The organism is Burkholderia sp. LK4 (assembly GCF_001043615.1).
GTDB lineage: Bacteria > Pseudomonadota > Gammaproteobacteria > Burkholderiales > Burkholderiaceae > Burkholderia > Burkholderia cepacia.
Genome location: NZ_LDUL01000058.1, coordinates 1 through 25,222, shown reverse-complemented (window position 1 = coordinate 25,222; position 25,222 = coordinate 1). Strand labels below are relative to the sequence as shown.

General features: G+C 64.8%; 32 protein-coding genes and 1 pseudogene. 11 read left to right on the top strand and 22 right to left on the bottom strand.

Annotated elements, in window-relative coordinates:
* The first annotated feature begins 13 nt into the window (after positions 1 to 13).
* The gene (locus VK92_RS27075) at positions 14 to 1,192 is read left to right on the top strand and encodes a YncE family protein (protein WP_048028932.1); all 1,179 of its coding nucleotides are present in this window, start codon (positions 14 to 16) and stop codon (positions 1,190 to 1,192) included.
* A gap of 69 nt (positions 1,193 to 1,261) precedes the next feature.
* On the opposite strand, the gene VK92_RS27070 is transcribed toward VK92_RS27075, so the two are convergent.
* Positions 1,262 to 1,972 carry a response regulator gene (locus VK92_RS27070; RefSeq protein WP_048028930.1) on the bottom strand — a complete coding sequence of 237 codons (711 nt, stop codon included), beginning with the start codon at positions 1,970 to 1,972 and terminating at the stop codon, positions 1,262 to 1,264.
* A 673-nt stretch (positions 1,973 to 2,645) separates the two neighbouring features.
* Between VK92_RS27070 and VK92_RS27065 the strand changes: the two genes are divergently transcribed.
* The 3 genes from VK92_RS27065 (at position 2,646) to VK92_RS27050 (ending at position 4,248) form a co-directional block, all read left to right on the top strand.
* Entirely contained in the window at positions 2,646 to 3,152 is a 507-nt protein-coding gene (locus VK92_RS27065; protein WP_048028928.1) for a low affinity iron permease family protein, read from the top strand.
* A 469-nt stretch (positions 3,153 to 3,621) separates the two neighbouring features.
* Complete coding sequence (locus VK92_RS27055; protein WP_048028924.1) at positions 3,622 to 3,990, top strand: hypothetical protein; 369 nt, start codon at positions 3,622 to 3,624, stop codon at positions 3,988 to 3,990.
* Between the two features lie 36 nt (positions 3,991 to 4,026).
* Positions 4,027 to 4,248, top strand: coding sequence for a hypothetical protein (locus tag VK92_RS27050; RefSeq protein WP_048028922.1), 222 nt, complete (start codon positions 4,027 to 4,029; stop codon positions 4,246 to 4,248).
* A gap of 23 nt (positions 4,249 to 4,271) precedes the next feature.
* Here the strand turns inward: VK92_RS27050 and VK92_RS27045 are convergent, their stop codons facing one another.
* Positions 4,272 to 4,811: a GNAT family N-acetyltransferase gene (locus VK92_RS27045; RefSeq protein WP_048028920.1), complete on the bottom strand. Its 540-nt coding sequence runs from the start codon at positions 4,809 to 4,811 to the stop codon at positions 4,272 to 4,274.
* 380 nt (positions 4,812 to 5,191) lie between these two features.
* On the opposite strand from VK92_RS27045, the gene VK92_RS27040 reads away from it, so the two are divergent.
* Positions 5,192 to 6,193, top strand: coding sequence for an AraC family transcriptional regulator (locus VK92_RS27040; protein ID WP_048028918.1), 1,002 nt, complete (start codon positions 5,192 to 5,194; stop codon positions 6,191 to 6,193).
* A gap of 275 nt (positions 6,194 to 6,468) precedes the next feature.
* Here the strand turns inward: VK92_RS27040 and VK92_RS27035 are convergent, their stop codons facing one another.
* From VK92_RS27035 to VK92_RS27025, 3 genes are all read right to left on the bottom strand, one after another.
* Complete coding sequence (locus VK92_RS27035; RefSeq protein ID WP_048028917.1) at positions 6,469 to 7,011, bottom strand: carboxymuconolactone decarboxylase family protein; 543 nt, start codon at positions 7,009 to 7,011, stop codon at positions 6,469 to 6,471.
* 139 nt (positions 7,012 to 7,150) lie between these two features.
* A complete protein-coding gene (locus VK92_RS27030) occupies positions 7,151 to 7,372 on the bottom strand; it encodes a hypothetical protein (protein WP_021158205.1) in 222 nt (73 codons plus the stop codon).
* A 63-nt stretch (positions 7,373 to 7,435) separates the two neighbouring features.
* Complete coding sequence (locus VK92_RS27025) at positions 7,436 to 7,699, bottom strand: HPr family phosphocarrier protein (protein ID WP_048028592.1); 264 nt, start codon at positions 7,697 to 7,699, stop codon at positions 7,436 to 7,438.
* 357 nt (positions 7,700 to 8,056) lie between these two features.
* Here VK92_RS27025 and VK92_RS27020 point away from each other — a divergent pair, with 357 nt between their 5' ends.
* Both VK92_RS27020 and VK92_RS27015 read left to right on the top strand, forming a co-directional pair.
* Positions 8,057 to 8,401: a zinc ribbon domain-containing protein YjdM gene (locus VK92_RS27020; protein ID WP_021158207.1), complete on the top strand. Its 345-nt coding sequence runs from the start codon at positions 8,057 to 8,059 to the stop codon at positions 8,399 to 8,401.
* A gap of 40 nt (positions 8,402 to 8,441) precedes the next feature.
* Positions 8,442 to 9,278: a spermidine synthase-like protein gene (locus VK92_RS27015; RefSeq protein WP_021158208.1), complete on the top strand. Its 837-nt coding sequence runs from the start codon at positions 8,442 to 8,444 to the stop codon at positions 9,276 to 9,278.
* A 56-nt stretch (positions 9,279 to 9,334) separates the two neighbouring features.
* On the opposite strand, the gene VK92_RS27010 is transcribed toward VK92_RS27015, so the two are convergent.
* A complete protein-coding gene (locus VK92_RS27010; protein ID WP_021158209.1) occupies positions 9,335 to 9,520 on the bottom strand; it encodes a ribbon-helix-helix protein, CopG family in 186 nt (61 codons plus the stop codon).
* Positions 9,521 to 9,625: 105 nt separating this feature from the next.
* The gene (locus VK92_RS27005) at positions 9,626 to 10,384 is read right to left on the bottom strand and encodes a YoaK family protein (protein WP_021158210.1); all 759 of its coding nucleotides are present in this window, start codon (positions 10,382 to 10,384) and stop codon (positions 9,626 to 9,628) included.
* Between the two features lie 251 nt (positions 10,385 to 10,635).
* On the opposite strand from VK92_RS27005, the gene VK92_RS27000 reads away from it, so the two are divergent.
* Entirely contained in the window at positions 10,636 to 10,986 is a 351-nt protein-coding gene (locus VK92_RS27000) for a hypothetical protein (protein WP_027792574.1), read from the top strand.
* Complete coding sequence (locus tag VK92_RS26995; RefSeq protein WP_006489184.1) at positions 10,983 to 11,195, top strand: twin transmembrane helix small protein; 213 nt, start codon at positions 10,983 to 10,985, stop codon at positions 11,193 to 11,195. The genes VK92_RS27000 and VK92_RS26995 overlap by 4 nt, the downstream gene beginning before the upstream one ends.
* Before the next feature lie 179 nt (positions 11,196 to 11,374).
* Here VK92_RS26995 and VK92_RS26990 read toward each other — a convergent pair whose 3' ends face one another.
* The 6 genes from VK92_RS26990 to VK92_RS26965 form a co-directional block, all read right to left on the bottom strand.
* Positions 11,375 to 11,692: a hypothetical protein gene (locus tag VK92_RS26990; protein WP_048028590.1), complete on the bottom strand. Its 318-nt coding sequence runs from the start codon at positions 11,690 to 11,692 to the stop codon at positions 11,375 to 11,377.
* A 74-nt stretch (positions 11,693 to 11,766) separates the two neighbouring features.
* The gene (locus VK92_RS26985; protein WP_048028589.1) at positions 11,767 to 12,003 is read right to left on the bottom strand and encodes a hypothetical protein; all 237 of its coding nucleotides are present in this window, start codon (positions 12,001 to 12,003) and stop codon (positions 11,767 to 11,769) included.
* Positions 12,004 to 12,259: 256 nt separating this feature from the next.
* The gene (gene rpsU / locus VK92_RS26980; protein ID WP_021158214.1) at positions 12,260 to 12,472 is read right to left on the bottom strand and encodes a 30S ribosomal protein S21; all 213 of its coding nucleotides are present in this window, start codon (positions 12,470 to 12,472) and stop codon (positions 12,260 to 12,262) included.
* A gap of 33 nt (positions 12,473 to 12,505) precedes the next feature.
* Positions 12,506 to 12,715 (bottom strand): hypothetical protein, encoded by a 210-nt coding sequence (locus VK92_RS26975; protein ID WP_042973949.1) that lies wholly within the window; start codon positions 12,713 to 12,715, stop codon positions 12,506 to 12,508.
* Between the two features lie 47 nt (positions 12,716 to 12,762).
* Positions 12,763 to 13,047 carry a hypothetical protein gene (locus VK92_RS26970; protein ID WP_027792578.1) on the bottom strand — a complete coding sequence of 95 codons (285 nt, stop codon included), beginning with the start codon at positions 13,045 to 13,047 and terminating at the stop codon, positions 12,763 to 12,765.
* A gap of 894 nt (positions 13,048 to 13,941) precedes the next feature.
* Complete coding sequence (locus tag VK92_RS26965; protein ID WP_021158217.1) at positions 13,942 to 14,862, bottom strand: AraC family transcriptional regulator; 921 nt, start codon at positions 14,860 to 14,862, stop codon at positions 13,942 to 13,944.
* A gap of 139 nt (positions 14,863 to 15,001) precedes the next feature.
* Between VK92_RS26965 and VK92_RS26960 the strand changes: the two genes are divergently transcribed.
* Positions 15,002 to 15,967, top strand: coding sequence for an SDR family NAD(P)-dependent oxidoreductase (locus tag VK92_RS26960; protein ID WP_048028586.1), 966 nt, complete (start codon positions 15,002 to 15,004; stop codon positions 15,965 to 15,967).
* A 551-nt stretch (positions 15,968 to 16,518) separates the two neighbouring features.
* Here the strand turns inward: VK92_RS26960 and VK92_RS26955 are convergent.
* From VK92_RS26955 to VK92_RS26925, 7 genes and pseudogenes are all read right to left on the bottom strand, one after another.
* Complete coding sequence (locus VK92_RS26955) at positions 16,519 to 16,923, bottom strand: cupin domain-containing protein (RefSeq protein ID WP_021158219.1); 405 nt, start codon at positions 16,921 to 16,923, stop codon at positions 16,519 to 16,521.
* A 4-nt stretch (positions 16,924 to 16,927) separates the two neighbouring features.
* Positions 16,928 to 17,407, bottom strand: coding sequence for a carboxymuconolactone decarboxylase family protein (locus VK92_RS26950; protein WP_021158220.1), 480 nt, complete (start codon positions 17,405 to 17,407; stop codon positions 16,928 to 16,930).
* A 155-nt stretch (positions 17,408 to 17,562) separates the two neighbouring features.
* Positions 17,563 to 18,063, bottom strand: coding sequence for an Ohr family peroxiredoxin (locus VK92_RS26945; protein ID WP_048028584.1), 501 nt, complete (start codon positions 18,061 to 18,063; stop codon positions 17,563 to 17,565).
* Positions 18,064 to 18,358: 295 nt separating this feature from the next.
* The gene (locus tag VK92_RS26940) at positions 18,359 to 18,817 is read right to left on the bottom strand and encodes an MEKHLA domain-containing protein (RefSeq protein ID WP_048028598.1); all 459 of its coding nucleotides are present in this window, start codon (positions 18,815 to 18,817) and stop codon (positions 18,359 to 18,361) included.
* Between the two features lie 86 nt (positions 18,818 to 18,903).
* Positions 18,904 to 19,707 (bottom strand): lipid II flippase Amj family protein, encoded by an 804-nt coding sequence (locus VK92_RS26935; RefSeq protein WP_021158223.1) that lies wholly within the window; start codon positions 19,705 to 19,707, stop codon positions 18,904 to 18,906.
* A 222-nt stretch (positions 19,708 to 19,929) separates the two neighbouring features.
* The gene (locus VK92_RS26930; protein ID WP_053077891.1) at positions 19,930 to 20,934 is read right to left on the bottom strand and encodes a DedA family protein/thiosulfate sulfurtransferase GlpE; all 1,005 of its coding nucleotides are present in this window, start codon (positions 20,932 to 20,934) and stop codon (positions 19,930 to 19,932) included.
* 352 nt (positions 20,935 to 21,286) lie between these two features.
* Positions 21,287 to 22,288 (bottom strand): annotated as a pseudogene (locus VK92_RS26925) (bestrophin family protein).
* Between the two features lie 225 nt (positions 22,289 to 22,513).
* Here VK92_RS26925 and VK92_RS26920 point away from each other — a divergent pair.
* Positions 22,514 to 23,722 (top strand): NAD(P)/FAD-dependent oxidoreductase, encoded by a 1,209-nt coding sequence (locus VK92_RS26920; protein WP_048028594.1) that lies wholly within the window; start codon positions 22,514 to 22,516, stop codon positions 23,720 to 23,722.
* A 108-nt stretch (positions 23,723 to 23,830) separates the two neighbouring features.
* On the opposite strand, the gene VK92_RS26915 is transcribed toward VK92_RS26920, so the two are convergent.
* Positions 23,831 to 24,331 carry an Ohr family peroxiredoxin gene (locus VK92_RS26915; RefSeq protein ID WP_048028582.1) on the bottom strand — a complete coding sequence of 167 codons (501 nt, stop codon included), beginning with the start codon at positions 24,329 to 24,331 and terminating at the stop codon, positions 23,831 to 23,833.
* 292 nt (positions 24,332 to 24,623) lie between these two features.
* A partial coding sequence (locus VK92_RS26910; RefSeq protein WP_048028580.1) for an aminotransferase class I/II-fold pyridoxal phosphate-dependent enzyme occupies positions 24,624 to 25,222 on the bottom strand: 599 nt, incomplete at its 5' end.

Below are 25,222 nucleotides of genomic sequence, written 5' to 3'. Positions count from 1 at the left end.
CCGGGACATCGTCATGCAACCGCGCCTTCGCCTTCATATCCGCTTCCCCCGTCCCGCGATCGTCGTCGCGGCTGCGCTGGCCGGCTTTTGCGCCCAGGGTGCGATCGCGGCGTCCGCCGTCGCGGCCGTACCTGGCATGCCGCCCGTCATCAACCCGGACAACCTGTACGGCGAGGCCCAGGCCGGACGCATGAGCGCGGCGGTGGCGGGCGCGCTGCCGCGCATCTATGTGCCGAACCTGAGATCGAACGACGTCTACGTGATCGACCCGGCCACGTACAAGGTCGTCGACCGGTTTGCCGTCGGCCGCAGCCCGCAGCACGTCGTGCCGGCGTGGGACCTGCGGACGCTGTGGGTCGCCAACAATGCGGAAGGGCGCACCGACGGCAGCCTGACGCCGATCGATCCGAAGACGGGCAAGCCCGGCCCGGCAGTGCGCGTCGACGACCCGTACAACATGTATTTCACGCCTGACGGCAAGGAGGCGATCGTCGTGGCCGAGGCGCATGCGCGGCTCGACTTCCACGACCCGGGCACGATGGCGCTGAAATCGAGCCTCGAGGTGCCGCAATGCAAGGGCATCAACCATGCGGACTTTTCGATCGACGGCCGGTATGCGCTCTTCACGTGCGAGTTCGGCGGCAAGCTCGCGAAGATCGACCTGGTGAATCGCAAGGTGCTCGGCTACCTCGAACTCGACCGGAAAGGGATGCCGCAGGACATCCGAGTGTCACCGGACGGCAAGCTGTTCTATGTCGCCGACATGATGGCGGACGGCATATACGTCGTCGAGGGCGACCGCTTCGCGAAGACCGGTTTCATCCCGACCGGCGTCGGTACGCACGGGCTGTATCCGAGCCGCGACGGCACGAAGCTCTATATCGCGAATCGCGGCTCCAATCTCGTCCACGGGCCGTGCCATGGCAAGGGCAGCGTATCGGTGCTCGACTTCGCGACGCGCAAGGTGGTCGCGAACTGGCCGATCCCCGGCGGCGGCAGCCCCGACATGGGCAACGTCAGCGCGGACGGCAAGACGCTGTGGCTGTCGGGCCGCTTCGATGACGTCGTCTACGCGATCGACACCACGAGCGGCACGGTTCGATCGATTCCCGTCGGCATGGAGCCGCACGGCCTGACGGTGTGGCCGCAGCCGGGGCGCTATTCGCTGGGCCATACCGGCAACATGCGGTAGGGCGGCGGACGGTCAGGGCGCGCGGTCGTGCGCTCGCGTGCCACGACAGCGCGCACGCGCCGCGGCACGTCACTCCCACGCGTGCTTGCTGAACTGATAACCCTTGCAGCGGATCGTCTTGATGCGCTTCGGTTCCGTCAGGTCGTCGCGCAGCTTGCGGCGCAGCTTGGAGATGCGGCCGTCGATCGAGCGGTCGAAGCCGTCGAACTCGATTCCGCGTAACAGCTGCGTCAGGTCTTCCCGGCTGACCACTTCGCCGGCGCGGCAGACGAGGGCCCACAGCAGGTCGAATTCGGTCGAGGTCAGGCGCGGCGCGCTGCCGTCGGGAAGGCGAATCTTGCGATCCGCGCGGTCGATCGAAAACTTGCCGAACTCGAATCGCTGCGGCGATGCCGGCGCGCCGTCGACCGGGCGCAAGCGCATCCGTCGCAGGTGGGCCTTGATCCGCGCGAGCAGGATGCGCGGCTCGATCGGCTTGCGGAGAAAATCGTCCGCGCCGAATTCCAGGCCGAGCAACTCGTCGAACTGCTCGTTGCGGGCCGTCATCATGATGACGATGCCGTCGTACTGCATGCGTGCGTCGCGGCAGATCTCGAAGCCGTCCTTGCCCGGCAGGTTGATGTCGAGCAGCACCAGGTCGGGGCGGCGCGCGACGATCGTGGACACGGCGTCGGTGCCGTCGAACAGCGTGTCCACCTCGTACTGATGCATGCGCAGATAGTCTGCGATCAGCGAGGACAATGGGACGTCGTCTTCGACGAGCAGGATTCGGATGGGCATCGCTAAACGAGGGGGCGAAACGGGAAAGTGGCGAGCGCTCAGGCCCGTCCGAACATGGGGAAGCCGAAGAGACGCGCATGATACTGAGAAACATTCCGGCAGAATGTGGCGAAATCTGCATCGTTCGGTGAGTCTCGCCGCGGGCGGGGCGTCGCCGTGTTGCAGGAACGCGAACGCACGTAGGGGCGGTGTCCTGTTTAGTCGAACGACGCGATGTACGCGGAAACACGTTCGGAGCGGTATCCGGCGTGCAAAAGGCTGAAATACCGGGCGGGGTGTCGTTCGTGCGGAAACGTTTGCGAAAGCGCCGCACATGCGGGCGTCGCTCACGCTTGCCAGAGCAAAACCGGTAAAGATTGCTCTACATATCATTACAAAATATTACCTGCCGGGTGGCGTGCGGCCCGCCGTATCGGCGCGGAAGATTGCCTTCGCGCTACCGTCGGATCGCCTTGCGCAACCGCCTCACCTCCTGCTCGGACACCGGCGCCGCGCGATTGCCCCACGCGCCGCGTACATGCCCGACCACCGCTGGCGATGCGCGGGCGCGACCGTCGGGCACGCACGTTGCTCGGGTTTGGGCGGCGCCCGTCTGCGGGTGCGGAACCGCATGCCGCTGCGCACGGCGGGCCCGCGCGTGCGCCGATATCGACATTCGTATCCGGGAGGCGCCATGCGTGAATCGAACGATCCATCCCGCGCCAGGACGGGCCCGGGCGGCCGGGCCGCGACCGATCCCCGGGCCGTCACGGTCAGGCACCCCGTCACGCGCGCGTTCGAACGCTTCGCGTCGCACGTGACCGTGTGGGCCGGCTCGCCGGTCGCGTTCGGCAGCGCGGTTGCCATCACGGCGCTGTGGCTCGTCACCGGCCCGCTCTTCCACTATTCAGATGCATGGCAGCTCGTCATCAATACCGGGACGACGATCGTCACGTTCCTGATGGTGTTCCTGCTGCAGCGAAACCAGAACCGCGACAGTGTCGCGATGCACCTGAAGCTCGACGAACTCGTGGCCGTCACGCACGCGGCGAGCGACCGGCTGATCGGGATCGAGGACGCGTCGGAGGAGGAGTTGCGCGCGATGGCGCAGACCTACCTCGACATGGCGAAGCGGGTGGCCGCCGGGGACGGTAATCCGGATGGCGACCGCGAGCCGGCGGAACCTTCGCCGGAATCCTGACGGACGTGTCGCTGCACGGCTGCACACGATCGGCTCGCGGCCGGCGGACGATTTTTCAACCGCTTGTCATTTCTGTCCATGCGGCACGGCGTGCAGCGCATTCGCGCGATGAGCGCATCGTGGCGTGCCGTCCGCTGCCGTCCGCTGCCGGGCGGAACGCGCGAAGCGGGCGGCATCCAGCACGCGCGTGCGGCCGAAGCGTTTCGACGCGATGTCCGGCAACGGCGCTGCCGACGGTGTGCAGTCAGGCATGCTTCCGGCAAAAACGTTTGCGGAATTCCACCGTCTCGAACGCCGCCTGTACGAGTCGATCCCCCCGCCAGGCAAGGTTACTCGACATTTCATTACAAAATATTACCGATGTCGCCGCGTATCGTTCCCTACAATTTCGCTTCCTGATGCGCGCGCATGATGCGCCGCGATTTCGTCCGTCATGCGGACGGTGACAGGCAACTGACGGGAAGGCGACATGATGCCGTGGCAAGTCGTGCAGAGTCTCGAAGCGCTCACGAACGCAATCGAAGCCGCTGTGGCGCGGGCCGACTGGGCCGAGGCCGTCCGGGCCGCCGAAACGCGTTCGCGGTTCGTGCTTGCGCTGGCGCCCGATCAGCCGGACGAGGTCGTGTCGGCGCTCGGGAGAATGCAGGAGACCGATGTCCGGATCTCCATCGTCGCACGCGAAACGTTGCAGGCGCTCGTCGCCGAGGGCTGGGCGGCGTTGCACGAAACGCGGGCGGCGACGCATGCGTTGCAGGCCGGGCAGCGCGCGCTCGACGCGGACGCTGCGGCATCGCGATGCGCGCCCCGCGCCGACACGCGATTCCCGCTCCGTCATTGAGCGCGACGCAGATATCCGCTTTCTTGGGTGGCAGGGATGAGATTCAGAAAACGTACCGCCTACGTCGATGCCACACGATGGTTCGTCGATGGCGACCATGACCGGGTGGCGCGGCGTCACGGCATGTGGGCAGTCGCGACGCCGGAAGGCTGGCGTCCGGTGAAGCCGGGCGACTGGATTCTGCTCGACGAAAGCGGGAACTGCTGGCCGATGGACAACGGTCTCTTCCTGCGCTTTTACGAACCGGCCGTGGACTGACGTGACCGACGGACCACGCTCGCCTATCGGCGCTTGCGCGAAAACAGCAACGAATCGGCGTCGTTGAAGCGGATACGCTGCGGCTCGCCATAACCCGCTTTCTCCGCGACGCGAATCGACGCAACGTTGGTCGGCTTGATCACGCATACGCTGCGCTCGAACCGCTGCTGTCCGTCGAGCCACGCAAGCGCGGCCGCGAGCGCCTCGGTCGCGTAGCCCTTGCCGTGCGCCCACGTCGCGAGGGCCCAGCCGGCTTCCGGCACGCCGCGAATCGACGGCTCGATGAGCCGGTGGAAATCGGCGAAGCCGAGGTCGCCGACATAGCGGCCCGACGCCTTCTCGCGAATCGCCCAGTAGCCATAACCCAGCAGCGGCCACAGCCCGCGATACGCGAGCATGCGCATCCACGAGTCGCGCGGCGCGGACGGCTCGCCGTTGAAGATGTGCTCGACGACCTTGGGCTCGGCCCACATCGTGGCGAGCGCATCGAAGTCGCCGAGCGGATGGCCTTCGAGGATGAGGCGCGGCGTGTCGAGAACGGGCGGGGAAGAGACTGGCGGCATCGTGGTTTCCGGAAAGAAGGGGGCGCATGGGACGGCCGGGCCGTCGGCACGTCGATGCCGCGCTGGTCGGGGCCCGTTCACGCGCTCGCCGGCAGGTCGGGCGGCGGTGTTGGTCGGTGAGCGGCGGCGTGTGATCGGCGGTACGCGAGCGCGGCACGCTGCGAGCGGGCAGGTCCATTTCGGCAAGACAGGGCGCGGGAATGATAGCAAAACCCTTGTCGCGGCGGGCGTCGCATCCGGCGGCCTCCGCCGGCTGCGAGTGACGCCGGTGCATCGACGGCGTCGAACCGGAAACGTGCGCGATTGCAGCGGCTGACCGCGCGATAATCGGACTTTCATGCGGCGCACGCCGCACTTCCGATGTGCGTTCTCCCCTCGACATGACACTCGAATCCGACTGGCTGAGCCGCTTCATGGCGCTCGTCACGGTCACCGGAAAGCTCGAAATCCGCTGCGCGTTCGGCGCGCCGTGGGCGGTCACGTATGAACGATCGCCTGCGTGCGAGATTCCGTATCACGTGGTGCTGCGCGGCCGCGCGATCCTCGAGAATCCCGACGACGGCTCCGTGCGCGAACTCGGCGGCGGCGATCTCGTGCTGTTGCCGCACGGTTCCCCGCATGTGCTCCACGACGGCAGCGGGTTGCCGCCGGTGCCGGCGGTCAAGCGGCCTGGCGGTCACGTCTTCATCGGCGAGAACGCGGGCACCGGCGAGCGGCTGGACATGCTGTGCGGGCGTTTCGTGGTCGCGCCGCCGCACGACCGGCTGATCCGGCGCCACCTGCCGGCCGATCTCGTCGTGCGCGCTGTGGCGGACAGCCGCACGGCGGACGCGCTGGCCGCCACCGCGCGGCTGACCGCCCTCGTGGAGCTGATGCGCGCGGAATCGCTCGAGCAGCAACTCGGCGGTCTCGCGATCCTCGACGCGCTGTCGGCGGCGCTGTTCGCGCTCGCGCTGCGCGCGATCAGCGAATCGGGGCAGGCGCCGACCGGCCTGCTGGCGCTGGCCGGCCAGCCGCGCCTCGCGCCCGCGATCGTCGCGATGCTCGACGATCCGGCAAGGCCGTGGACGCTGCCCGAACTGGCCGCGCTGTGCAGCATGTCGCGCGCGACCTTCATGCGTCATTTCCAGTCGACACTCGGGCACTCGGCCGCCGATCTGCTGACGGATATCCGGATGAGCCTCGCCGCGAATGCGCTGCGCCGGCCGTCGGCCAGCACGGAGGCCGTGTCGGCCGACGTCGGTTATCAGTCGGTGGCTGCGTTTCGCCGCGTGTTCACGCGCTGGGCGGGGATGACGCCAGGTGAATGGCGGCGCCAGTCGTTCGGTGGTCCGCGCGATGCGGCGGCATCGGACGACGGCGTGGCCGGCGATGCGGAGTAAATGCGAAGGAGGCGGCGCCTGCTGCGGTTCGATGCAATCGCAGGCGGATCAGCCAGATGTCGGCGCACGGTTCGATGCCGGGCCCATTGCTACGGTTGTCCGGCCCGACGAACCACTCGACGAACAGCGCGGCACCTTGGATTTTCCGATCCCCCAGGCAGCACCGTGGCCGTCCTCCGGGCGGCACGCCCGCCGCGGCAATGGAGCCGGCGACGGGCGCGATCGAAACGGCAGCGGTACCGCATGCCGTCCCGATGCTCTTGCAGCCGCGCGACTTACTTCACAGGCGGGAAATCGACGACCGTGTCGTTGATGCGGTTGAACGTGTTGGTGAAGATCGTCAGCGCGATCGCGAGCGAGATTTCCGCGAGTTGCGTGTCCGTGTAGCCGGCGTCGCGGATCGCCGCGAATTCGTCGTCGGTGATCGTGCCGCTCGTCCGTTGCAGGTTCAGCACGAAACGGATCAGTGCGTCGCGCTTCGCGTCGCCGGTGTTCGGCTCGCGCGAACGGATCGCGCGCAGTGCGTCGGCCGACAGGCCGCTCATCTTGCCGAGCAGGTTGTGCGCGGCGACGCAGTAGTCACACCCGGTATCGGCGCTGACGAGCAGCTTGATCGTTTCGAGATCCTGCCGGGTCAGCGTGCCGCCGGCGAGCACGCCTTCGGCGTCGAGCACGGCCGCGAGCGCGTTCGGCGCGAGATGGCCGACGGCGGCGAACAGGTTGGGGACAGTGCCGCCGGCGACCTTGCGGACTTGTGCGTACACGTCGGCGGTTGCGCCGGTGGCGGTTTCGATGGCGGGGATGGCGATGCGGCTCATGACTGGCTCCTTGATCGGAAAGTTGACGCCCGTTCGTTCGGGGTGACTCCACTTTAGAAGCGCAGGGCGATCCTCATAAGGCGCAAAATCGCCATTGTGATGCTCAAAAGGATCAAGTCGATCCGCCGCCGCCGGCGGTCTACTTCCGGCTTTTCAGGAAGGTCCGCCCTTCGGCCGTGATCGACGCGCCGGAGCGGCCGTGTGCGGAATGGCTGACGAAGCCCGCGCTGACGAGTTCCCGCGCGATCGACCAGCCGAGCGCGGGCGCATCGCGCCCGTAGCGGACGTCGGCGAGGCGCTCGAGCGCCCAGATGGCGGAGGCCGACAGGTTCGGGGTGTTGGACGTGAAGTTGTCGCTCATCGCTTCCTCGTGAAAAGGGGATTCGGGGTGGGCGGGATGCCGTGACGCCGGGTGGTGCGCGAATCAGCGCGCTTGCAGCACGGGCAGCAGCGCCTGCAGCGCCGCCTCCTCGTCGGGGCCGATGGCCAGCACTTGCGCGGACGTGCCGGCGTGCACCTGCAGCGCTGCGACGGCGGCGCTGTCCTTTGCGTTGCTGCTGATCCCGTTCGCGATCAGCAGGATGTCGCTGTCGAAGCCGCGCGCCGCGTCGACGGCTGCTTTTCGTGCGGCGCCGCCGCGGTTGCGGTTCCACGCGGGGCCGATTTCAACGTACACGACGGTTGCCACGATGTCGGAAAGCCTCTGAACGGAGAATCGGTGTGCGGTGCCGGGCCGGCGCTGCGCCTGGCGCGCGTGAAACACGCTTTCCCGCGGAACCCGGAGAAGCCGGCGGCGAGGCCGGGGTGTGTGCATCCTGCGTGGATGTGCCGGCATTCTCGGGGAAACGGGTTGCAAATCCGGCGAACGGCACGAAAGCGGTGATTATAATACAGCGGTCAAGATATGTGAATTGCATTATAATGCCGTGTGCGCCGACGGCGGTCCGCCGATCCGTCGGCGCGTGCCGTCAGGCCGGCCGGGCGACGCTGCCAGCGCGCCCGGCATTTTTATCGACGACCCAACTCATCCCGAATGGAAGCTGCAATGAACGCCGCCCCCGCCTGCCCGCAATGCGCGATGGAAAACACTTACCCGGACGGCACGCTGACCGTATGCGCGGACTGCGGCCATGAATGGTCGGCCGGTGCCGGCGCCGAAACCGGTGACGAGCCGGCCGGCGACGTCGTCAAGGACGCGAACGGCAACGTGCTGTCGGATGGCGATTCGGTCGTGCTGATCAAGGACTTGCGCGTGAAGGGCTCGTCGATCACGCTGAAGATGGGTACCAAGGTCAAGAGCATCCGGCTCGTCGGCGGCGATCACGAGGTCGACTGCAAGACCGACATGGGCGGCTTCATGCTGAAGGCCTGCTACCTGAAGAAGGTCTGAGTGCACCCGCGCCAATCGACTGCTTGATCGACTTCCCCCCATGGCCGAGGAACGATTTTCCTACGATGCGTTCGTCAGGTTCCTGGCGACGCCGCTGAACGATGGCCGGCCTTTCGTGCTGGAGACGCAGCACGCGCTTTCGCTCCATTTCGACCATTTCGGCACACAGAGCTTCATGTCGCTCCGGGATCCGGGCCGGCTCGAGCTCGGCTATACACGCGTGATGATGGGCTTTCTGCTGCTGCAGCCGGAGCCCGCGCACATCTGCATGCTCGGGCTCGGCGGCGGTTCGCTGGCGAAGTACTGCTACCGGCACCTGCCCGGTGCGGCGATCGACGCGGTCGAGATCAACCCGGACGTGATCGCGCTGCGGGACGTATTCAGGATTCCTGCCGATGACGGCCGGTTCAAGGTGGTGTGCGCCGACGCCGCGGATCACCTGGAAAGGGCGGAGGTCCGGACGGACGTGATCCTGCACGACGCGTTCGTCGCGGACGGCATGCGTGGCCGGTGCACGGGTGCCGCATTCCTCGCTGCGTGCCGGGCGCGCCTGAGTGATACCGGCGTACTGGCGATCAACTTCATGGACGACGATCCGGCGTTGCCGCAACATCTCGAGCAACTGCGAGCGGTGTTCGGTGCGTCGTATACGCTGGTGCCGTGCGGCGACGACAACAACTACATCGCGTTTGCGTGGAAGGGCGGCCAGCGGCTGCCGTCACTCCGCATCCTGCTCGAACGCGCACTTGCGTGCGCACAGGCCGGCGAGCTCAAGCTGGGAGCCACGGCGAGACGCATGAAGGCCGGGGAGTGCATCGAGCCGCAGCGGCTGGTGCAGCGTACGCAGCCTCCGGGGCGGTGGGAGATCGGCGCGTAGGCGTTGAGCGGCTTTTAAGCGCCGCCGCGTGCGTGGCCGGTGCGGTCGCGCTTCGCTTACTTCACGCGCTTGCCGAGCGCGCTCTTGGTCTTGTACGTCACGCCGTGACGGTCGAGATACTCGCGGATCAGTTGCCGCACGACTTGCGAAGGCGTGAGATCCTGCTCTGCGCAGAGCATCTCGAATGCTTCCTTCTTCGCGGGATCGATCAGGACGGTCAGGCGGGCGGTTTTTGTTTCCATTGCGGGCGAGGGTGGTCGGTATGTTAATCAAATTATAATCGATGAGCCTTCGGCGCTACTACCGGGCACGCGGGGAAGCGTGGGGAAACGCGGCCGGGTGCGCACTCAGCGCTTGCTGCGGACCAGCGCGAGCAGGTCGTCGATCACCGGTACGATCGCCAGCGTGACGAGCACCGCGGCGAGCGGCACGGTCGATACGTAGCCGACATGCTTGAAGCCGATTGCGCCGGCCAGGCCGCCGATGAAGAACGACGAAAGCATCGTTGCGTGAATCCGCAGCTTCGAGCGGTTGGCGATCACCGCATGCGCGTCGACGTCGATCGCCGACCGGTTCCAGTAGAACAGCTTCCCGAGTTCGATGCCGAGGTCGGTCACGATGCCGGTCATGTGTGTGGTGCGGATCTCCGCGCCCGACAGCTTCGTGATCGTCGCGTTCTGAAGCCCCATGATGAAGCACAGCAGCGTCACGGTCACCGGCACGAAGAAGGTTTCCCACAGCGCGAGATGGCTGCCGAGCAGCCCGAACAGAAGCAGCAGCGCGGCCTCGACCAGCAGCGGCAGCATGAACTGGCTGTGCAGGCCGCGACGGCGGCCCCAGTTGACGAGGATCGCCGAGCAGCTGGCACCGATCAGGAACGACCCCAGCGAGCTGATGCCGGCCAGCGCGAGCCGCACGTCGCCGAGCGCCGTCTGGTCGGCGATCGCCGATACGATGCCGCTCATGTGCGACGTGTATTGCTTGACCGCGAGGAAGCCGCCGGCATTGGCCGCGCCGGCGACGAACGCCAGCGAAAACCCGAGCTGACGGTTTGCGGTCGCGCTGCGGTGTTTTCCCGTCAGGTTTCGAAAGTACTGCGCTGGCATGGTGGCTTCGCTCAATCGCCGCGGATCGCGGGCACGGACATGAAAACCGGCGCCGGGTGGCAGGGCGGGAACGCCGCATGCGTACGGGTGCCGGGTCTCTTGAATCATGTGATGGACATGATAATGTCATTATCATACTCTGTCAGCCGTATGGGGCTGACAGTACAATGTCGTGCTGCGCGGGCCGGCCGCGTCGTCGCTGCCGCATTGCCGTGCCGCCCGCATTCGCGATCACTTCTGCCCACCGCTTCATGACCCCGATCAAGTTCATCCTTCGCTACACTGCGATCCCGTTCACGGCCATCGTGGCCGTGGTGATCTGGACAGTCATACCATCGTCGAAAGAGATCGATGCGAGACAATATGCGGCGCTGTCGCGTGCGTACGCGAGTTTCCCGCTGCCGTTCCGGCGCGAGATCTCGGAAACGATGGACCACGGCCGGATCAACGACCGGCGCTACCAGGCGCTCGTGCGCGATTCGCTGGGCAACGGCGTCGCGCTGGACTGGCCGGCGTCGGGCGTCGGCGCGCTCGCCGACGAGCGGCAAAAACTGGCCGAACTGATTCAGGCCGATTCAGATCTTCAAGGGCATCACCAATGAAAACTCTGCTGGTTTCCGTGGCATTCGCGATGATCATCGCGAGCCTGATCTTCGCGCTGTATTTCATGAATCACGATCGCGGCAAGTCCAAGCGGATGGCATGGTCGCTCGCGGCACGCGTCGGGCTGTCGGTCACGCTGTTCCTGTCGCTGCTGATCGCTTACAAGCTGGGCTGGATCGAGCCGACGGGGTTGCCGATCGGCCGCTGAACGACGGGTGCCCCGTTGCAGGCGGGGCGTTCGCGGAAATTCGCGTTTTTTCGAGGCGAGTGACGATGCGATTGCGTACGCGACGTCATGGGCGGAGGGATGGCCAGGCCGTTCAATCCGGCTGAAGGCAAAGGGGCGGCGGCGCAACTGCGGCTCGAGCTTCGGGCATCGTGGATGCGTTACCGCCTGGGGTGCTTCATTTCCTCGGCTTCCATCGCGGCGAGTCGTTCTTCACTTGCGGATACGGACTCCATGGCTTCGTCGATCGAGGCCAATGCATGTTCGCAGGCCAGTTTCACTTCTTCGACGGTAGCCTCTGGCGTCTCGTCGTCGCTTGGCGGAGGGGAAAGCATGTCTCCGAGCATCATCGCCAACTCAGGGGTGTCCCACGCTTCGCCCTTTCGCGCCTTCTTCTTTATATAGTGCCGGATTTCCGCGTCCTGCTCGGGCGAGAGTGGAAGGTGTCGAAACGTGTTGCCTGGGTTGGCGTCGATCATGATGGTGCTCCCGGGATTGCTCCCTGCAATGCGCGTGCACCCGGAAAAAGAGGGGGCGAAGAAGGCGTCGGCTCTTACTTTCGGGAGCGTGCATCGTGAATGCGTTCGAGGCGGGCCAGGAGTTCGTCCACCTGGAGCGAGAGAACCTTGTTGCGCACGGATTGCGTGCGAAGCTTGTTGAGCTTGACTCTCCAGTACGCTGGATCGTTGACGGTCGATCTGTTGATGAACGCGTGTTGCGCTTGCTCAAGCAGCCCGATCGATCGTCTGATATGGGCCAACTCGTGTGCCGCGTCGCAGTACCCGCTCATGTTTTTCGCCTTCTGATTATGATTTTCACCCTGACTTGCTGCACGGCGAGCGCACGTGCGCTCACTCCAAAGGCGATGCTGGAGTCAATGTCGGGCAGCACCACGGCTGCACGGCGTGACGGGCGTACTGATCATCCTTCTTGCGGCTGCGAGGCGGCCGGCTTGCCGCCTGCGTCGTCCGGCCACCGCAATTCATGCCGGAGGGCGAGAGGGCGACGCAAGCGGCCCTCTGGCCGGCACGGCGTGCACGATGTTCCTAGAACATTTTGCGGGGCGGCATCAGGCGTTTCGTCCGCAAGCGCTGCCTGGCAACGGCACTGGCCTTTTTCCGCTTGCGCTCCGTCGTGGGCTTTTCGTAGCTGGTACGACTGCGCAACTCCCGAATCAACCCGGTCTTCTCGATACTGCGCCGGAATCGTCGCAGCGCGACATCGATCGGCTCGTTGATCTTCAGTGTGATGGTTGTCATGTAACTCCTGGTTGAAAACGGTCGACAGGAAATCTAGCCGAGTCGTGTCATGACGGTGCTTGCGATCTCGTCGGATTCGAATTCCGAATACCCGGCTCCGATTGAAAACGCACGCACGGCCGCGAACATCTGCAGCTCCTGTTGATGACATAGCGCGGAATGGGTCATTCCAGCGGGCAGGACAGCGTCGCTCCGCGTGACCTTGCACCCTCTGATCAGGTCAAGAAGTTCGTCGACGATCATTTCGTCCTCCAAATTGCTGGAAAGTTGCTTTGCCATCGTGTGTCGCGTCAGACGGCGCTCGAAAAGAAGCCCTGCTTTTCGCGATTTTCGTCGATGACACTCTCGGCATAGCGCAATGACGCACGACGTGCGTCACCGGCGGTATCGAACGGACTGTCGTCGAGAAGCCTGAACGTCTGGCTCTGCGTCAGCGTATCGGTGGTGCCGCGAAGACAAATCTTGACCGCTGCGTCGAAGCCGGCATCGTAGTTATGCGGGTTGCCATCCAACGCAGGCACGTGTGGGTAAATCAGTGGATAGATCTCGAATCCACGGTAAATATGCATGCTCATCATGAACTCCTGGCGATCGATTGCGGCGACTCGCAAGGACGAGCGTATTCAGCCAGCATCGCCTGATGCTTGGCGCGGCGGGTCGGTGTGAAAGGGACAAACGTTGCGAGCGAGGCAGTACGCGACGCAACACGGTGGCGGGTGGAGGGCGAGCGGGCAAACAGCAAACGGGCGCTCGAATGAAACCATCATACGCGCATCGTCGAGCGGGTGTCCATCTTATTTCGACCGCGACAAGGCAACTGCCTCGACAACCAGTCGACGCCGACCATTCATGCCTCGTACGGAAAACGAAACTTTTCCCCATTTAGCGGCATGGGGCAGGGGGATATGCACCTGATGTTGCTTGCCGAAATTGTGACAGCCGTCGAATCGACAGGGGGCCCGCGTCTGGACGTCAATGCGAAGGCAGTGTCAGCCGCCAGCCGACGCACGCCGTTCCGTGATGCGAGCGGTAAGCCGGCGCGATCATTCGATTGGCGTTCGACGAAACGGGACTCGGCACATAGCGCGCATGCCACTGCAGGCGGGCGTAGACAAAGACGGGGTTGCCACCGTTTGCGAAGCAATGATGTCAATTCGCCAGTCGTCGTCGGTCGACAGGTGCGGAACCCTGGTGAATTCACGCGATTGCCCGCCACGCACTGAAGTTGCCACCGGGGGAGGCTATGCAAAGGCGTCTGCCAACTTTCGACAGGGTCGTCACGACGGGGACGCTCGTGGTCGCGCGTTGTGTCGATTGCGAGTTTTATCTGATAACAATGCTATTGTGATAATTAGACTTATCCCGATGATGTTGATCGGAGTGAATCCCATCGGCGGATGGCAGCATCACTGGCGTGACTGAAACGGGTTCTGGGGCGCCAGCAGAGGCCGTAGTGGCGGGCGATGACGCTAGCCGCCCGCCCCGCCCGTGATGTCATGTCGATAGGCACGGGGAGAGCAACCCGCGATGCGCTTGAACGCATGTCCGAACGCGCTATCCGAGTCGTAGCCGAGCATTTGCGCAATTGCCGATATCGATGCGTTCGAGCGTCGCAGTTCCCGCATCGCGAGCTGCACGCGCCAGCGCAGTACGTACTCGAGCGGCCCGAATCCCAGCCGCCGCTTGAAGTGCAGCGCGAACGTCGACCGCGATACGTGGCAGCAGGTCGCGAGTTCGTCGACTGTCCAGCGTCGCGCGGGCTCCGCATGAATGGCGACAAGCGCCGTGCTCACCCGGGAATCCGCGAACCCGGCGAGCCATCCGACATCGCTGTTCGCGCCGTCGTCCACGTAGCGGCGCAGGATCTCGACCAGCATCATGTGGCCGAGATGCCGAACCATCAGCGACGCCCCCGGCGATGGTTTGCCGAACTCATGTGCGAGCCGCTGCAGCGCCCAGCGCAACACCGCCGCTTGTTCGGAGTCGCCGCTCACGACCACCACGGGCGGCAGGCTGCCAAGCAGCAGCGGCATGCCTTCCTCGTACGAGAAGCGGCCGCCGATCAGAAAGCAGTTCGCCGGTTCGCCATAGTGCGCGATGCCGTGTTCGACGTTCCGGTACACGTCGGCGGCGGGGACCGGCGTCACAGATGGATCGCTCGCCAGCGAAAATGCCCGCGGCGATGCGAGCAGGAAGCAGTCTCCCGTGCGCAGCCGGATCGGCGCCCCGGCGCCGTCGACGGTCAGCCAGCAGCTTCCCTCGACAACCGCATTGAACTTGATTCCCTCGGGCGGGGGAATGGCAACCGCCCACTGGCCGCCCGCTCTCAGGCCGGTGAAATACGAGTCGCGCGTTTCCAGCAGCGACAGCACTTCCGACAGGGGATCCACGTTCACGCTCCGGACGATCTCGACGAAAAATCGGATTCTATTGCATTCACAGTCCGGGGGCGCCGCCGGAAAATGGCCTCGTGCAGTGACGCGACCGACAGGCGGGCGCGTGCTTCACGCATCGTTCCAGGAGCCTTCGATGACGAGCAGGCAACACCCCCTTCATTCCGGATTCGGCGCAGCGTCGACGGCAAGCGACGTACTGGCCGATCTCGACCTTCGTGGCAAGACCGCCATCGTCACGGGCGGCCATTCGGGCCTCGGCCTGGAAACGACGCGCGCACTGGCGCAAGCCGGTGCGACCGTTGTTGTCGGCGCACGGCACGTCGATGCCGCACGCGAAGCAACGCGCGGCATCGACGGTGTGGAGATTGCGGCACTCGACCTCGCCGATCTCGCGAGCGTGGCCACGTTCGCGGCGCGGTTCGTCGATGCGCGGCGCGACGTGGACATCGTCATCAACAGCGCGGGCATCATGGCGTGCCCGGAGACGCGCGTCGGCGATGGCCGGGAAGCGCAGATGGCCGTCAATCATCTTGGCCATTACGCACTCGTCAACGGGCTGTGGCCCGTGCTTGCGCACGGCGGCGGCGCCCGCGTGGTCGCAGTGTCGTCGCTCGGGCACCGGCTGTCGCCGATTCGCTGGGATGACGTCCAGTTCGCATACGGCTACGACAAATGGCTCGCGTACGGGCAGTCGAAGACCGCCAACGCGCTGTTTGCGGTGCAGCTCGACGCGCTGGGCGCCCCGTTCGGTGTCCGCGCCTATTCGCTGCATCCGGGCAAGATCGCGACGCCGCTGCAGCGTCATCTGACACGTGAAGAGATGATGGCGCAGGGCTGGGTGGACGAGCACGGTGTGCCGGTCGACCCGACTTTCAAGACGCCGGCCCAGGGTGCCGCAACCCAGGTATGGGCGGCAACGTCGCCGCGCCTTGCGGCGATCGGCGGTATCTATTGCGAGGATTGCGACGTCGCGGTCGTCACGCAGGGAAACGAGGAGTTCGGCGTGCGGCCGCATGCGATCGATCCGGATGAGGCGGCGCGTCTGTGGGCGTGGTCCGCGAAGCTGACCGGAATCGATGCCTTTGCGGCGAGCCGTTGACGGCCGGGCGCGTACGAAGGAGGGCACAGGCACCGGCGGAGACAGGGCATGCGGCCGGCGCGAGATCCGCGCGCGGCCATTTAGTCAGGCGTCGCGCGAAGCGCGCGGCTCATCTCCGCGATCGGTATCGCGGAAAGCGAGTCGGGGTTCGAGACAAGTGCATCGAAGGTTGATGCGAGTTGGCCGATCGCGAAGCTTGAGAGGGCGATTGATTCCAGTCAAGAGGGGGCAGTTCGCGGCGGCCGATCACTGTGCATAAGTCAGAGGGCGGTAAGCAAGATCAGGCCGATGGTCGCATCCGCCGTGTCAACCGGGTCAGGTTCCGACGCCACCACGGTGCGCCGGCGCCCGATCGGGCGATCGCCCGTCGCGTATCCGTTCAAGTCGCTCGATCGCCTCAACGTGGCCTCAAACACGAATCGATCCGCTGCTGTCTGCCGATCCGAGGTGGATCGAGTCGTCGCCGTACACGAAACACATGGGTTCGACGCATTGTCGCGATCGAAACCGGCGAAGCGGCCCGCCGTTACCGGGCCGCGACGACGATTGCCCTACTTCACGGGGGTGAGGACCGGTGCGCCTTTGTTCTTGATCAGGAACACGACGAATTTTGCCGGCTTCGTGCTGCTGGCATTTCGCCCGACCGTGTGGACGTCCTCCGGGCCTTCGTGGAACGTGTCGCCGGCATGGAGCGTGACCTCCTTGCCGCCGTTCAGGCCCATCACGATGCTGCCGTCGAGCACGTAGACGAAGGCGTGCGCGTCGTGACGATGAACGGGGTCGACGCTGCCGGGCGGATAGTCCACGACGATCATCTGGACTTCCTTGCCCGGATACTCGGGCAACGGCTCCGTGGTCAGCGGCGTGACCTTCGCGTGCGGTGCGGCGACGGCGGGCTGAACGGCCATCAGCAGCGACGATACCAGCGGCGCGAGTACGAGCATGATGCGTTTCATGTCGTCACTCCAGGTTGGCCTTGTCGAGCCCGAACATCTTGTCGAACGATCCCGGCACGATGCGGAATGCGACATTCAGCCGGTTCCAGCTATTGATGGCGCCCACGAGGACGGTGAGATCCGACAATTCCTGCTCGGAATAGTGTTCCCGAACGCGCGCGTAGAGGTCGTCCGGCACGCCATGCGCGGGGAGGCGGGTCAGTACCTCGGTCCATTCCAGCGCGGCGCGCTCGCGGGGTGAAAACAGCGTCGATTCGAGCCAGATCGCGACGTGGTGCAGGCGCAATTCACGCTCGCCATGAATCTTTGCCATCTTGATGTGCATGTCGACGCAGAATGCGCAGCCGTTGAGCTGCGATGCCCGGATCTCGACGAGCTCGCGCACCGGCGCCTCGATCGTCGTCTTCTGAAACAGGCCGTCCAGCTCGATGAGCTTCCTGGTCAGTTCCGGCGATTGCTGAAAGTAGTTGATACGTTGCGTCATGATCTGTTCTCCTGATCGGTTGATGCGGTGCCGCCGGCGCGTCGGATGGCGATTCGCCGCAGCACCTGCCCGGCAACCATCGTAATCGTGCGCCCCGGGGGCCAGTAGTACCGGCAAGGTGCGCACGCTGTTGCCGCTTCCGCACCAGTCGCTCATCATGCCGACACGGCGATGAAGCCACATATGCCTTGTCGTGCCATCTTCGTATAAGGACAGAGACGTTCCGTGTCGCGCACGAGGCCTTCCGCGACGGGCAACTCGACACCCGGCATGCGGACGGTGACGTTGGCAACCAGCGCATATCCGCCATCTACCGGATCGCGGCCGAACGAGACTTCGACGGTGACGGTCGTTTCCCGGATATCGACCCGCGCGCGTTGCGCCAGCAGGCTCAGCGCGCCGTGAAAGCATGCGGCGTAACCGGCGGCAAATAGCTGCTCGGGATTGGTGCCGCCGCCCGGACCGCCAAGTTCGACAGGTACGCGCAGATCGAGGGCGAGACTGCCGTCGTCGGATTTCGCGACGCCCGATGCACGGCCGTGCCTGGATGTACCGCCAGAGACCGTGACCGTGGTCGTGTAGAGCGGGGCGAATTCCTTCCCGCGGTATTTGTCGAGCAGTGTCAGCGGCGGAGGTTGCAACCTCTCGTTCTCCATATGCCTCCCGGTTGCTGGTATGGCCAACGCGAACGTCTCTCGTACCTTGCGTATCGAGGCGCTGCGTTGTTCTTCGAAGCGAATCAGCGCAACGGCGCAGCGCTTGCCTGCCAGTCAATCCCCACGAGCGCCATCCCGTCGATGGATCACACGTACTTGCATGCTAGGCAAAGACGAGCCGACGCACCAGACCGACTCGGGATGCATGGTGTTGCCCGTTCCGCACCAATGCAGTCGATGGAAGGGGGGAGCGTGCGGGGCGGCCAGACCCTGGTTCAGAAACCGGGCCGCTCGATCAGATGTCCCGCGTGCGCGGGATGACGACCGCCTGACCGTGCAGTGTGCCGTCGGCGTCGAGTAGTTGCCACAGCGTGGCTTCCTCGATCATGAAGCGCTGGCCTGACTTGGTGACCCGCACGCCCTTGTAGCCCGCTTCGTAGCCGAGCCGCTGTACGCGTGCGAGGAATTGCTGCCGCTCCTCGCGATTCGGGGCCTCGGCTGAAAGTCGGGACGGCAGTCGGGTGATTTCATCCCAGCTGTACCCGAACCGGCGCTGCGCGGCCTTGTTGCCGTAAATAAAGACGGGGTCGGGATCGGTGTTGTGCGCGAGTACCGCGAACGGCGCATGCTCATAGAGCCATTCGGTAGCTTCGTCCACGTGCATGGCCTGAGGCACCAGGGGGCGGCCAAGCAGCCGGGCGTAGCTGTCGGCAAGGAGCTGATAGAACGCTGGATTGCTGTGGAGTGGAATCATCTGGAACATCTCGACGGAGATCGTGGGCCCGTCTGCGCGACTGTGTGGGTGCTTACGATACAGCATCCGCAGACTACTATTCCTGGTTAAATGATTTCCGCAACACGGACGATGACCCACGCCGCCGGAACGAGCGCCGCCTGAGCGCACAGCGTGCCGAGAACCCGCGCACCGGCGAGCGTCGTGATGGCCCGCCGAAAGCTGTTTTCCGATATCCGGCCCTCGATGACATCGTCGGTCATGACGGAAACCTGCGGGTCGATGACGACGGCCAGCACCACGGTCGCGAAGCCGTTGATGACGGACGACAGGTTCGCGCATGTCACCCTCAGGTCGGGTTTCAGGTAACCCGCATACAGCGACGCGAACACACCGACCGTCCAGATCGCCATGGCCGCCACGTTCAGCACGATGACTTTCCAGGACACGCCGGTGCTCGCGGTCAGCTGCGTGACGTTGTGGCGGGAAGGCAATCGTGCACCCACGCGAAGATAGTTGACGCCGGCGCGACTGCAGGCGTCCACCAGCAGCCGCGGAATCGAACGGTTCACCTGGAAATGTTCGACGGCGCGGCTGAAATAACGCTGGAAAGTCGGGATCAGGAAGGCGCCGGCAATGCTCGCCACGGTAGCGCTCAGCAGGAAGAGCCGGAAATCGGTGAGCAACCCGCTGCCCATCCGATGCGCAATATCCATTTCGACCCGCTTCGCGATGAACGGACCCTGAAAGGAATTGGCCGTCCGGGAAACCAGCGCGATGATCCCGAACAAGGAGAACGACAAGGCGATCCGGCGCGTTCGAACGCCGGCAATCCGCACCGCATAGGCCAGTGTCGCGATCACATGGATGACGAATGTAAGCCCGCAAATGATCCAAAGCTGACTGTCCATGCTGTGACGGCGCGTGTGGCGGAGGCATGAGTGTACCCGAGCAAAGTACCGGCCCGGTTGTCGCGAGGTGCGCAGTCGCGGGAGCGCAAGGCCCGGTTCGCCGACGATCGGGGCGGGGGATGCGCGAAGCCGGCGCAGCAAGAGTCGTGACGCCGATTTCGGCCGCCCGCCGCACGAGCCGGGCGATACGCGCTGCTTCGGCGCATGAGGGCGCCATGGCAGTCATTGCGTGAAAAACTGCTGCCCGGCGACGCCGATTGCCGTGTCGTTCATCGCGATCATCGGTTCCACGTCGAAGCCGGCGACACGCCATGCATCGATGCCGCCGGTGAGCGGCAAGGCGAGCTTGACGCCGGACAGCCGCAACTGCCTGGCCACCGATGCGGCAGACGCTTCGTGCGGACACGCGCAATAGATGACCAGCGTCCGGTTCGTTCCATAGCGCTCCATGATCTGGCGGGGCTGGTGTTCATCGGCGATCAGCGCGCCCGGAATGACAAACGGATCGCGCGTTCTCCCCTCGGCGGAACGGATATCGATCACGGCCGGCCGCGGCTTGTTCGCGAGCAGCGCATGCAATTCGGCCGCGCTGATCCGCGCGTTCCCGAGCGCATTTGCCATCATCTGCCTGCGGCAGTAGCCATACAGAAAGTACAGCACCGGGGCGATGCCGATCACGACGAGCGCTTGCCAGCCGAGACGGGCAACAGTCGCGAAGATCGCATCGATCTGCGACGCGAACAGTGTGCCGACGGCGAGGCCGATCGACGCCCACAGTGCTATGCCGGCGCAATCGTGCAGGACGAAGGCACGCACCCGGACGGCCATCGCACCGCAGAGCGGAACGGCAACGAGCGAAAGGCCGGGTACGAACCGTGCCACGACGAGCACGCGAACGCCCCAGCGTCCGAAAAAGCGCTCGGTCGTCGTGACGCACGCTTCGCGCGACGGCGACAGGCCGCAGACGGTGTGAAGCGTGCGCTTGCCGTACCGTTTGCCTCCCTGGAACCAGACCAGATCGCCGAGCAGGCCGCCGATCACGGCGGCACCCAGTATCGTCAGGAAATGCAGCAGCGTCGACGACCCGACATGCGCGACGAGCGCGGTGCCAGCACCTACCGTGATCAACGTCGGTATGGCAGGCAACGGGAGGCCGAGCGAAGACCCGAGCACGTTCAGGAATACGACCCATGTGCCGTACCGCGCGATCATTTCATGCGACATCATGATGCTCTCCTTGAGGCGTTTGCCGGCGCGACCAATGACGCGTGAAGACGCGACGCGGCGCAGATTTTCCGCGTGGTTTCGCGCGTTGCGCTTGCGGTGTCGTCCCTGTGCTCAGAAACGCATCGGGCAGCGTGTATGGCCACCGTCAGCGCCAAGCGTAGGCGATGTGGTCGCGCGGCAGTAGCGCCGCGAAGGACCTCACCATGTTGTCTCGGCGACAACAATCGACGAAAGGAGGATTGCCTGGAGCAGGAAACAGGCAGGGAACGCCGTGCGGCCCGAACGACGGCATCGACGGCGGCACGTGCAGCGTGTAGTCGCGTCGAGCGGCGTCGGAAAGGCGCTGGACGCCCTAAAGCGCAATGATCGTGCGGCTCGACGCTTCGCTTTCTTGTTCTCCGAGCATCGCCTTCAGGTCGCGCTCGATCGTGCTGCACAGCGTTGAAATGGGCACATCGTTCGCACCGCCTTCAAACGGGTTCTCGGTGCTTTCGCCCACCTGTTCGAGCGACGTATACATCCACGAAACGGCGACGCTGCACGGTACGACCAGCCATACCATGTTGCCGTGCATGAAGCCGCTCACGCTGTCGTTCAATCGATTGAATTCGTTCAGAAGGCCGAACGGAAGGGAAAGGCAAAAGAACCGCACGAACAGCGAGCTGACGGTCGCATACTGGCGCGGATAGGGGAAGTTTTTGAATCGCTCCGATCTCGACTGGAGATCGACGAAGTCCCCGATCGTCTTTTGAAGCTCCATGTAAAAGCTCGAATTCAGCTGGCCGGCCAGGTATAGCGTCTTGAGCGACGTACCTTGAAGACTCAGCACATACGTCGTGATGGAAGAAGATGCCAGCGCCTGCGCCGTTTCCGCGGGCGACAGGTATTGGGGCAGCAGTTCCCCGATGTCCTTTTCCCATTCGGGAACACGATAGAAGCGGCGGTACTCCGCGTTGTAGCGTCTGGTCGTGCTTTCCCAGATCCTCGGGCGACGCAGGTCGTATCGCAGCGCGGTCAGCCAGGCGAGGTGGCGGTATACCAGCTTTCGGGCAACCTCTTCGTCCGCGACGAAGTCGCGCGCAATTTGTCCTCAGCGGCGGCTCTTGCTCAGGATGTCGGTCCAGATTTCCAGCGCATCCGCTGCACGGTTGTACGTCTGGACGTTCTTGAAGCCGACGATGAACGACGTGGCGGTGCCGAGGAGCACCACGATCGTCAGGGGGATCGACAGCCACGTGATCGAAAAGAACTTGTACAGCACGACCGGAACGGAACCGAAAATGAGCAGCTCGTAGATCTTCCAGCGCGTCCAGATCAGGAATTCCGATAGCTTGTACGATCTTCCGAGATGCATTTCATTTGCCTCATCGACGATTCAGGTGGGTGACGAAGGGGGGCAGCAACGCACGAACTTCGCCGCACATCATGCCTGCGATCGATTCCGGTGACATGCGATCGATTGGTGCCGCGCAGGCAACATCGTGAGCACGGTTGCGGATCTACTGCGCGCGTCTGCATCGCCCTACGATGATTTCGCGCGGCGGATGGCCGCTGTCGACATCAAACGAGGGCAATGATCATGTCGCAGAAAATCCTGATAGTGGGGGCCGGTTTTGCCGGCGTGTGGGGCGCACTGGGCGCGGCTCGCGTGCTGGACGCCGCCGGCGTCACGAGTAGTGACGTTGAAATCACGCTGGTTTCCCCGAAGCCGGAATTGCAGATCCGGCCGCGGTTGTACGAAAGCGGGCCGCAGCACATGGCCGCGCCTCTGCTGCCGCTGCTCGATGCCGTCGGCGTGAAATTTCTCGAGGGCAGTGTCGAGGAGATCGACGTTCGCGAGAAGACGGTCGGTGTTGCTTGCGCCGACGGCGAGAAGCGCCAGATCGCGTACGACCGGCTGTTGCTGACCAGCGGCAGCAAGCTGAGCAGGCCGCCGGTGCCCGGGCTCGCGGAACACGCGTTCTCCGTCGATTGCATCGAGGACGCGGTCGCACTCGACGCGCACTTCGCGACGCTCGCGAAACTGCCGGAATCGCCGGCACGCAATACGGTCGCGGTGGTCGGCTGCGGCTTCACGGGCATCGAGGTCGCCACCGAGTTGCCCAAGCGATTGCGCGAGTGGTTTGGCCCGGATGCGAAGAGCCGTGTCGTCGTGATCGGCGCGCAGGACGACATCGGCCCCGATCTCGGGCCCAATCCTCGCCCGCACGTTGCTGAAGCCTTCGATTCGCTGGGCGTCGAAGCCGTGCTCGGTTCGCGTGTCGTGTCGATCGCGGCCGACGGGGTTCGCACCGCATCGGGCACGCATATCGAAGCGATGACCGTGATCTGGGCAGGCGGAATGCGCGCCAGCCCGCTGGCGGCGCAAGTCTCGTCGCATCTCGACGCGCTCGGACGTGTCGCGGTCACAGCCGATCTTCGGGTCGCCGACGCACCGCACGTATTCGTGGCGGGAGACGTGGCGCGGGCACGGTGCGACGACGACGGGCACGATGCATTGATGTCGTGCCAGCACGCGATCGTGATGGGGCAATTCGGCGGACACAACGTGGCCGCGGATCTGATCGGTTTGCCGACGCTCACGTACCGCCAGCCGTTCTATGCGACATGCGTCGACCTTGGCGAGTGGGGCGCTGTTTACTCGGAAGGCTGGGATCGGCAGATCAAGCTGACGCACGCGGAAGGAAAGGCGCGCAAGCAGATGATCAACACACAGTGGATCTACCCGCCGGCGCCGAATCGCACCGACGCGCTGGCAGCGGGTAATCCGCTGGCATCGTTCGGCTGATCGGTCGGCGCCCCGCGCGTGTCGCGAGATGCGCGGCGGGGCGTGCAGTCACGCGGCGGTTGAAGGACGTCGGCGACAAGACGCCGCCGCGGCACGCAAGGCGCCGATTCAGTCGACGACGGTCATGATGTTGACGGTGCCTTGCCGCGCCATCTTTGCATACGGGCACAGGCGCTCGGCGGTGCGGACCATTTCCTCCGCGACGCTGCGATCGACGCCCGGCATCCGCACCCGAACGTCGACGAGCAATGCAAAGCCACCGTCCATCGGATCGCGGCCGAACGACACCTGCACTTCCACGGCCGTATCGGGGGCCTCCATTTCGGCGCGTTTCCCGAGCAGATTGAGCGCGCCGTGGAAGCACGCGGCGAACCCTGCCGCGAACAACTGCTCCGGATTGGTCCCGTTGCCGGGCCCGCCGAACTCGGCGGGCAGGCGCAGATCGACCGCAAGATTGCCGTCGTCGGAGCGGGCCACGCCGGATGCGCGCCCGTGTCCCGTCTCGCCGCCGGAAACGGTGACGGTCGTCGTGTAAAGGGGTTGAAAGTCACGGCCCCGATACCTGTCGAGGAGAGACAGCGAGGGGGCCTGCAGCTTCTTGTCATCCATGATGCCTGCTCGAGTTCAGCGACGCGCTTCGACGGTCGAAACGTCTTGCGAAGGGGGCTGCACGCCCCACGCGAATTGCGTCTGCCGCGAAGGGTGGGTGTCGAGCGATCGTTTGACGAATACGGCAATCGCCCGGTGCAGCCTGATTCCTGGTTCGTCCACGAAAGAACGACGTGTCCATGCTAGAGGCGTGCACATGGCGGCGGTATAGCCGTTCAGGGCGATTGTCTGTTTCCCGTCGGACACCAATCCGGAACCCGGCGCGACGGGCGCAGCCGGGAATTTCCGTGCGTCAGCGGTCCAGGCACGCGCGCAGCGTGTGCGCGTGACGGTGCGCTTCGGCCGCATCGACGACGTTCGCGAACCCGATGACGAGCCCGCGCGGCGTCTGCTGCGTGTGGTTGTTCGTATACCAGATCGAGAGCGGCAGGATCGCAAGGCCCGCTTCGCGGGCGCGCGCGGCGACGGCGACGTCGTTGACCGGCCCGTCGGGCCCGTCCGGGAACCGCACCGCGAACTGGATTCCGCCGGGCGGCAGTTCGACGATCAGCCGCTCGCCGAATGCCTGCCGCAAGGCGTTCACGATCAGCGTGCGCCGTTCGCCGTACAGCGTACGCATCCGCTTCAGGTGCCGGGCAAAGTGCCCCTGTTCGATGAAATCCGCCAGGGCGGCCTGCAGCAGTGTCGGCGAGCCGGCATTCATGCTGCATGCGACGCGGTCGACACGCTCTATCGCGCGCTCGGGCACGACCGCGTAGGCGAGCCGCAAACCGGGATACATCGCCTTGCTGAAGGTACTGCAATAGATCACGTGATCCCGGCGGTCGAGACTCTTCAGCGCCTGCAGCGGGCGGCCGAGATAGCGAAACTCGCTGTCGTAGTCGTCCTCGA

Bases quoted from the DNA above. Each gene is read 5' to 3' on its own strand.
- VK92_RS27075 (WP_048028932.1), top strand. From the start codon at position 14: ATGCAACCGCGCCTTCGCCTTCATATCCGCTTCCCCCGTCCCGCGATC.
- VK92_RS27070 (WP_048028930.1), bottom strand. From the start codon at position 1,972: ATGCCCATCCGAATCCTGCTCGTCGAAGACGACGTCCCATTGTCCTCG.
- VK92_RS27065 (WP_048028928.1), top strand. From the start codon at position 2,646: ATGCGTGAATCGAACGATCCATCCCGCGCCAGGACGGGCCCGGGCGGC.
- VK92_RS27055 (WP_048028924.1), top strand. From the start codon at position 3,622: ATGATGCCGTGGCAAGTCGTGCAGAGTCTCGAAGCGCTCACGAACGCA.
- VK92_RS27050 (WP_048028922.1), top strand. From the start codon at position 4,027: ATGAGATTCAGAAAACGTACCGCCTACGTCGATGCCACACGATGGTTC.
- VK92_RS27045 (WP_048028920.1), bottom strand. From the start codon at position 4,811: ATGCCGCCAGTCTCTTCCCCGCCCGTTCTCGACACGCCGCGCCTCATC.
- VK92_RS27040 (WP_048028918.1), top strand. From the start codon at position 5,192: ATGACACTCGAATCCGACTGGCTGAGCCGCTTCATGGCGCTCGTCACG.
- VK92_RS27035 (WP_048028917.1), bottom strand. From the start codon at position 7,011: ATGAGCCGCATCGCCATCCCCGCCATCGAAACCGCCACCGGCGCAACC.
- VK92_RS27030 (WP_021158205.1), bottom strand. From the start codon at position 7,372: ATGAGCGACAACTTCACGTCCAACACCCCGAACCTGTCGGCCTCCGCC.
- VK92_RS27020 (WP_021158207.1), top strand. From the start codon at position 8,057: ATGAACGCCGCCCCCGCCTGCCCGCAATGCGCGATGGAAAACACTTAC.
- VK92_RS27015 (WP_021158208.1), top strand. From the start codon at position 8,442: ATGGCCGAGGAACGATTTTCCTACGATGCGTTCGTCAGGTTCCTGGCG.
- VK92_RS27010 (WP_021158209.1), bottom strand. From the start codon at position 9,520: ATGGAAACAAAAACCGCCCGCCTGACCGTCCTGATCGATCCCGCGAAG.
- VK92_RS27005 (WP_021158210.1), bottom strand. From the start codon at position 10,384: ATGCCAGCGCAGTACTTTCGAAACCTGACGGGAAAACACCGCAGCGCG.
- VK92_RS27000 (WP_027792574.1), top strand. From the start codon at position 10,636: ATGACCCCGATCAAGTTCATCCTTCGCTACACTGCGATCCCGTTCACG.
- VK92_RS26995 (WP_006489184.1), top strand. From the start codon at position 10,983: ATGAAAACTCTGCTGGTTTCCGTGGCATTCGCGATGATCATCGCGAGC.
- VK92_RS26990 (WP_048028590.1), bottom strand. From the start codon at position 11,692: ATGATCGACGCCAACCCAGGCAACACGTTTCGACACCTTCCACTCTCG.
- VK92_RS26985 (WP_048028589.1), bottom strand. From the start codon at position 12,003: ATGAGCGGGTACTGCGACGCGGCACACGAGTTGGCCCATATCAGACGA.
- rpsU (WP_021158214.1), bottom strand. From the start codon at position 12,472: ATGACAACCATCACACTGAAGATCAACGAGCCGATCGATGTCGCGCTG.
- VK92_RS26975 (WP_042973949.1), bottom strand. From the start codon at position 12,715: ATGATCGTCGACGAACTTCTTGACCTGATCAGAGGGTGCAAGGTCACG.
- VK92_RS26970 (WP_027792578.1), bottom strand. From the start codon at position 13,047: ATGAGCATGCATATTTACCGTGGATTCGAGATCTATCCACTGATTTAC.
- VK92_RS26960 (WP_048028586.1), top strand. From the start codon at position 15,002: ATGACGAGCAGGCAACACCCCCTTCATTCCGGATTCGGCGCAGCGTCG.
- VK92_RS26955 (WP_021158219.1), bottom strand. From the start codon at position 16,923: ATGAAACGCATCATGCTCGTACTCGCGCCGCTGGTATCGTCGCTGCTG.
- VK92_RS26950 (WP_021158220.1), bottom strand. From the start codon at position 17,407: ATGACGCAACGTATCAACTACTTTCAGCAATCGCCGGAACTGACCAGG.
- VK92_RS26945 (WP_048028584.1), bottom strand. From the start codon at position 18,063: ATGGAGAACGAGAGGTTGCAACCTCCGCCGCTGACACTGCTCGACAAA.
- VK92_RS26940 (WP_048028598.1), bottom strand. From the start codon at position 18,817: ATGATTCCACTCCACAGCAATCCAGCGTTCTATCAGCTCCTTGCCGAC.
- VK92_RS26935 (WP_021158223.1), bottom strand. From the start codon at position 19,707: ATGGACAGTCAGCTTTGGATCATTTGCGGGCTTACATTCGTCATCCAT.
- VK92_RS26930 (WP_053077891.1), bottom strand. From the start codon at position 20,934: ATGATGTCGCATGAAATGATCGCGCGGTACGGCACATGGGTCGTATTC.
- VK92_RS26920 (WP_048028594.1), top strand. From the start codon at position 22,514: ATGTCGCAGAAAATCCTGATAGTGGGGGCCGGTTTTGCCGGCGTGTGG.
- VK92_RS26915 (WP_048028582.1), bottom strand. From the start codon at position 24,331: ATGGATGACAAGAAGCTGCAGGCCCCCTCGCTGTCTCTCCTCGACAGG.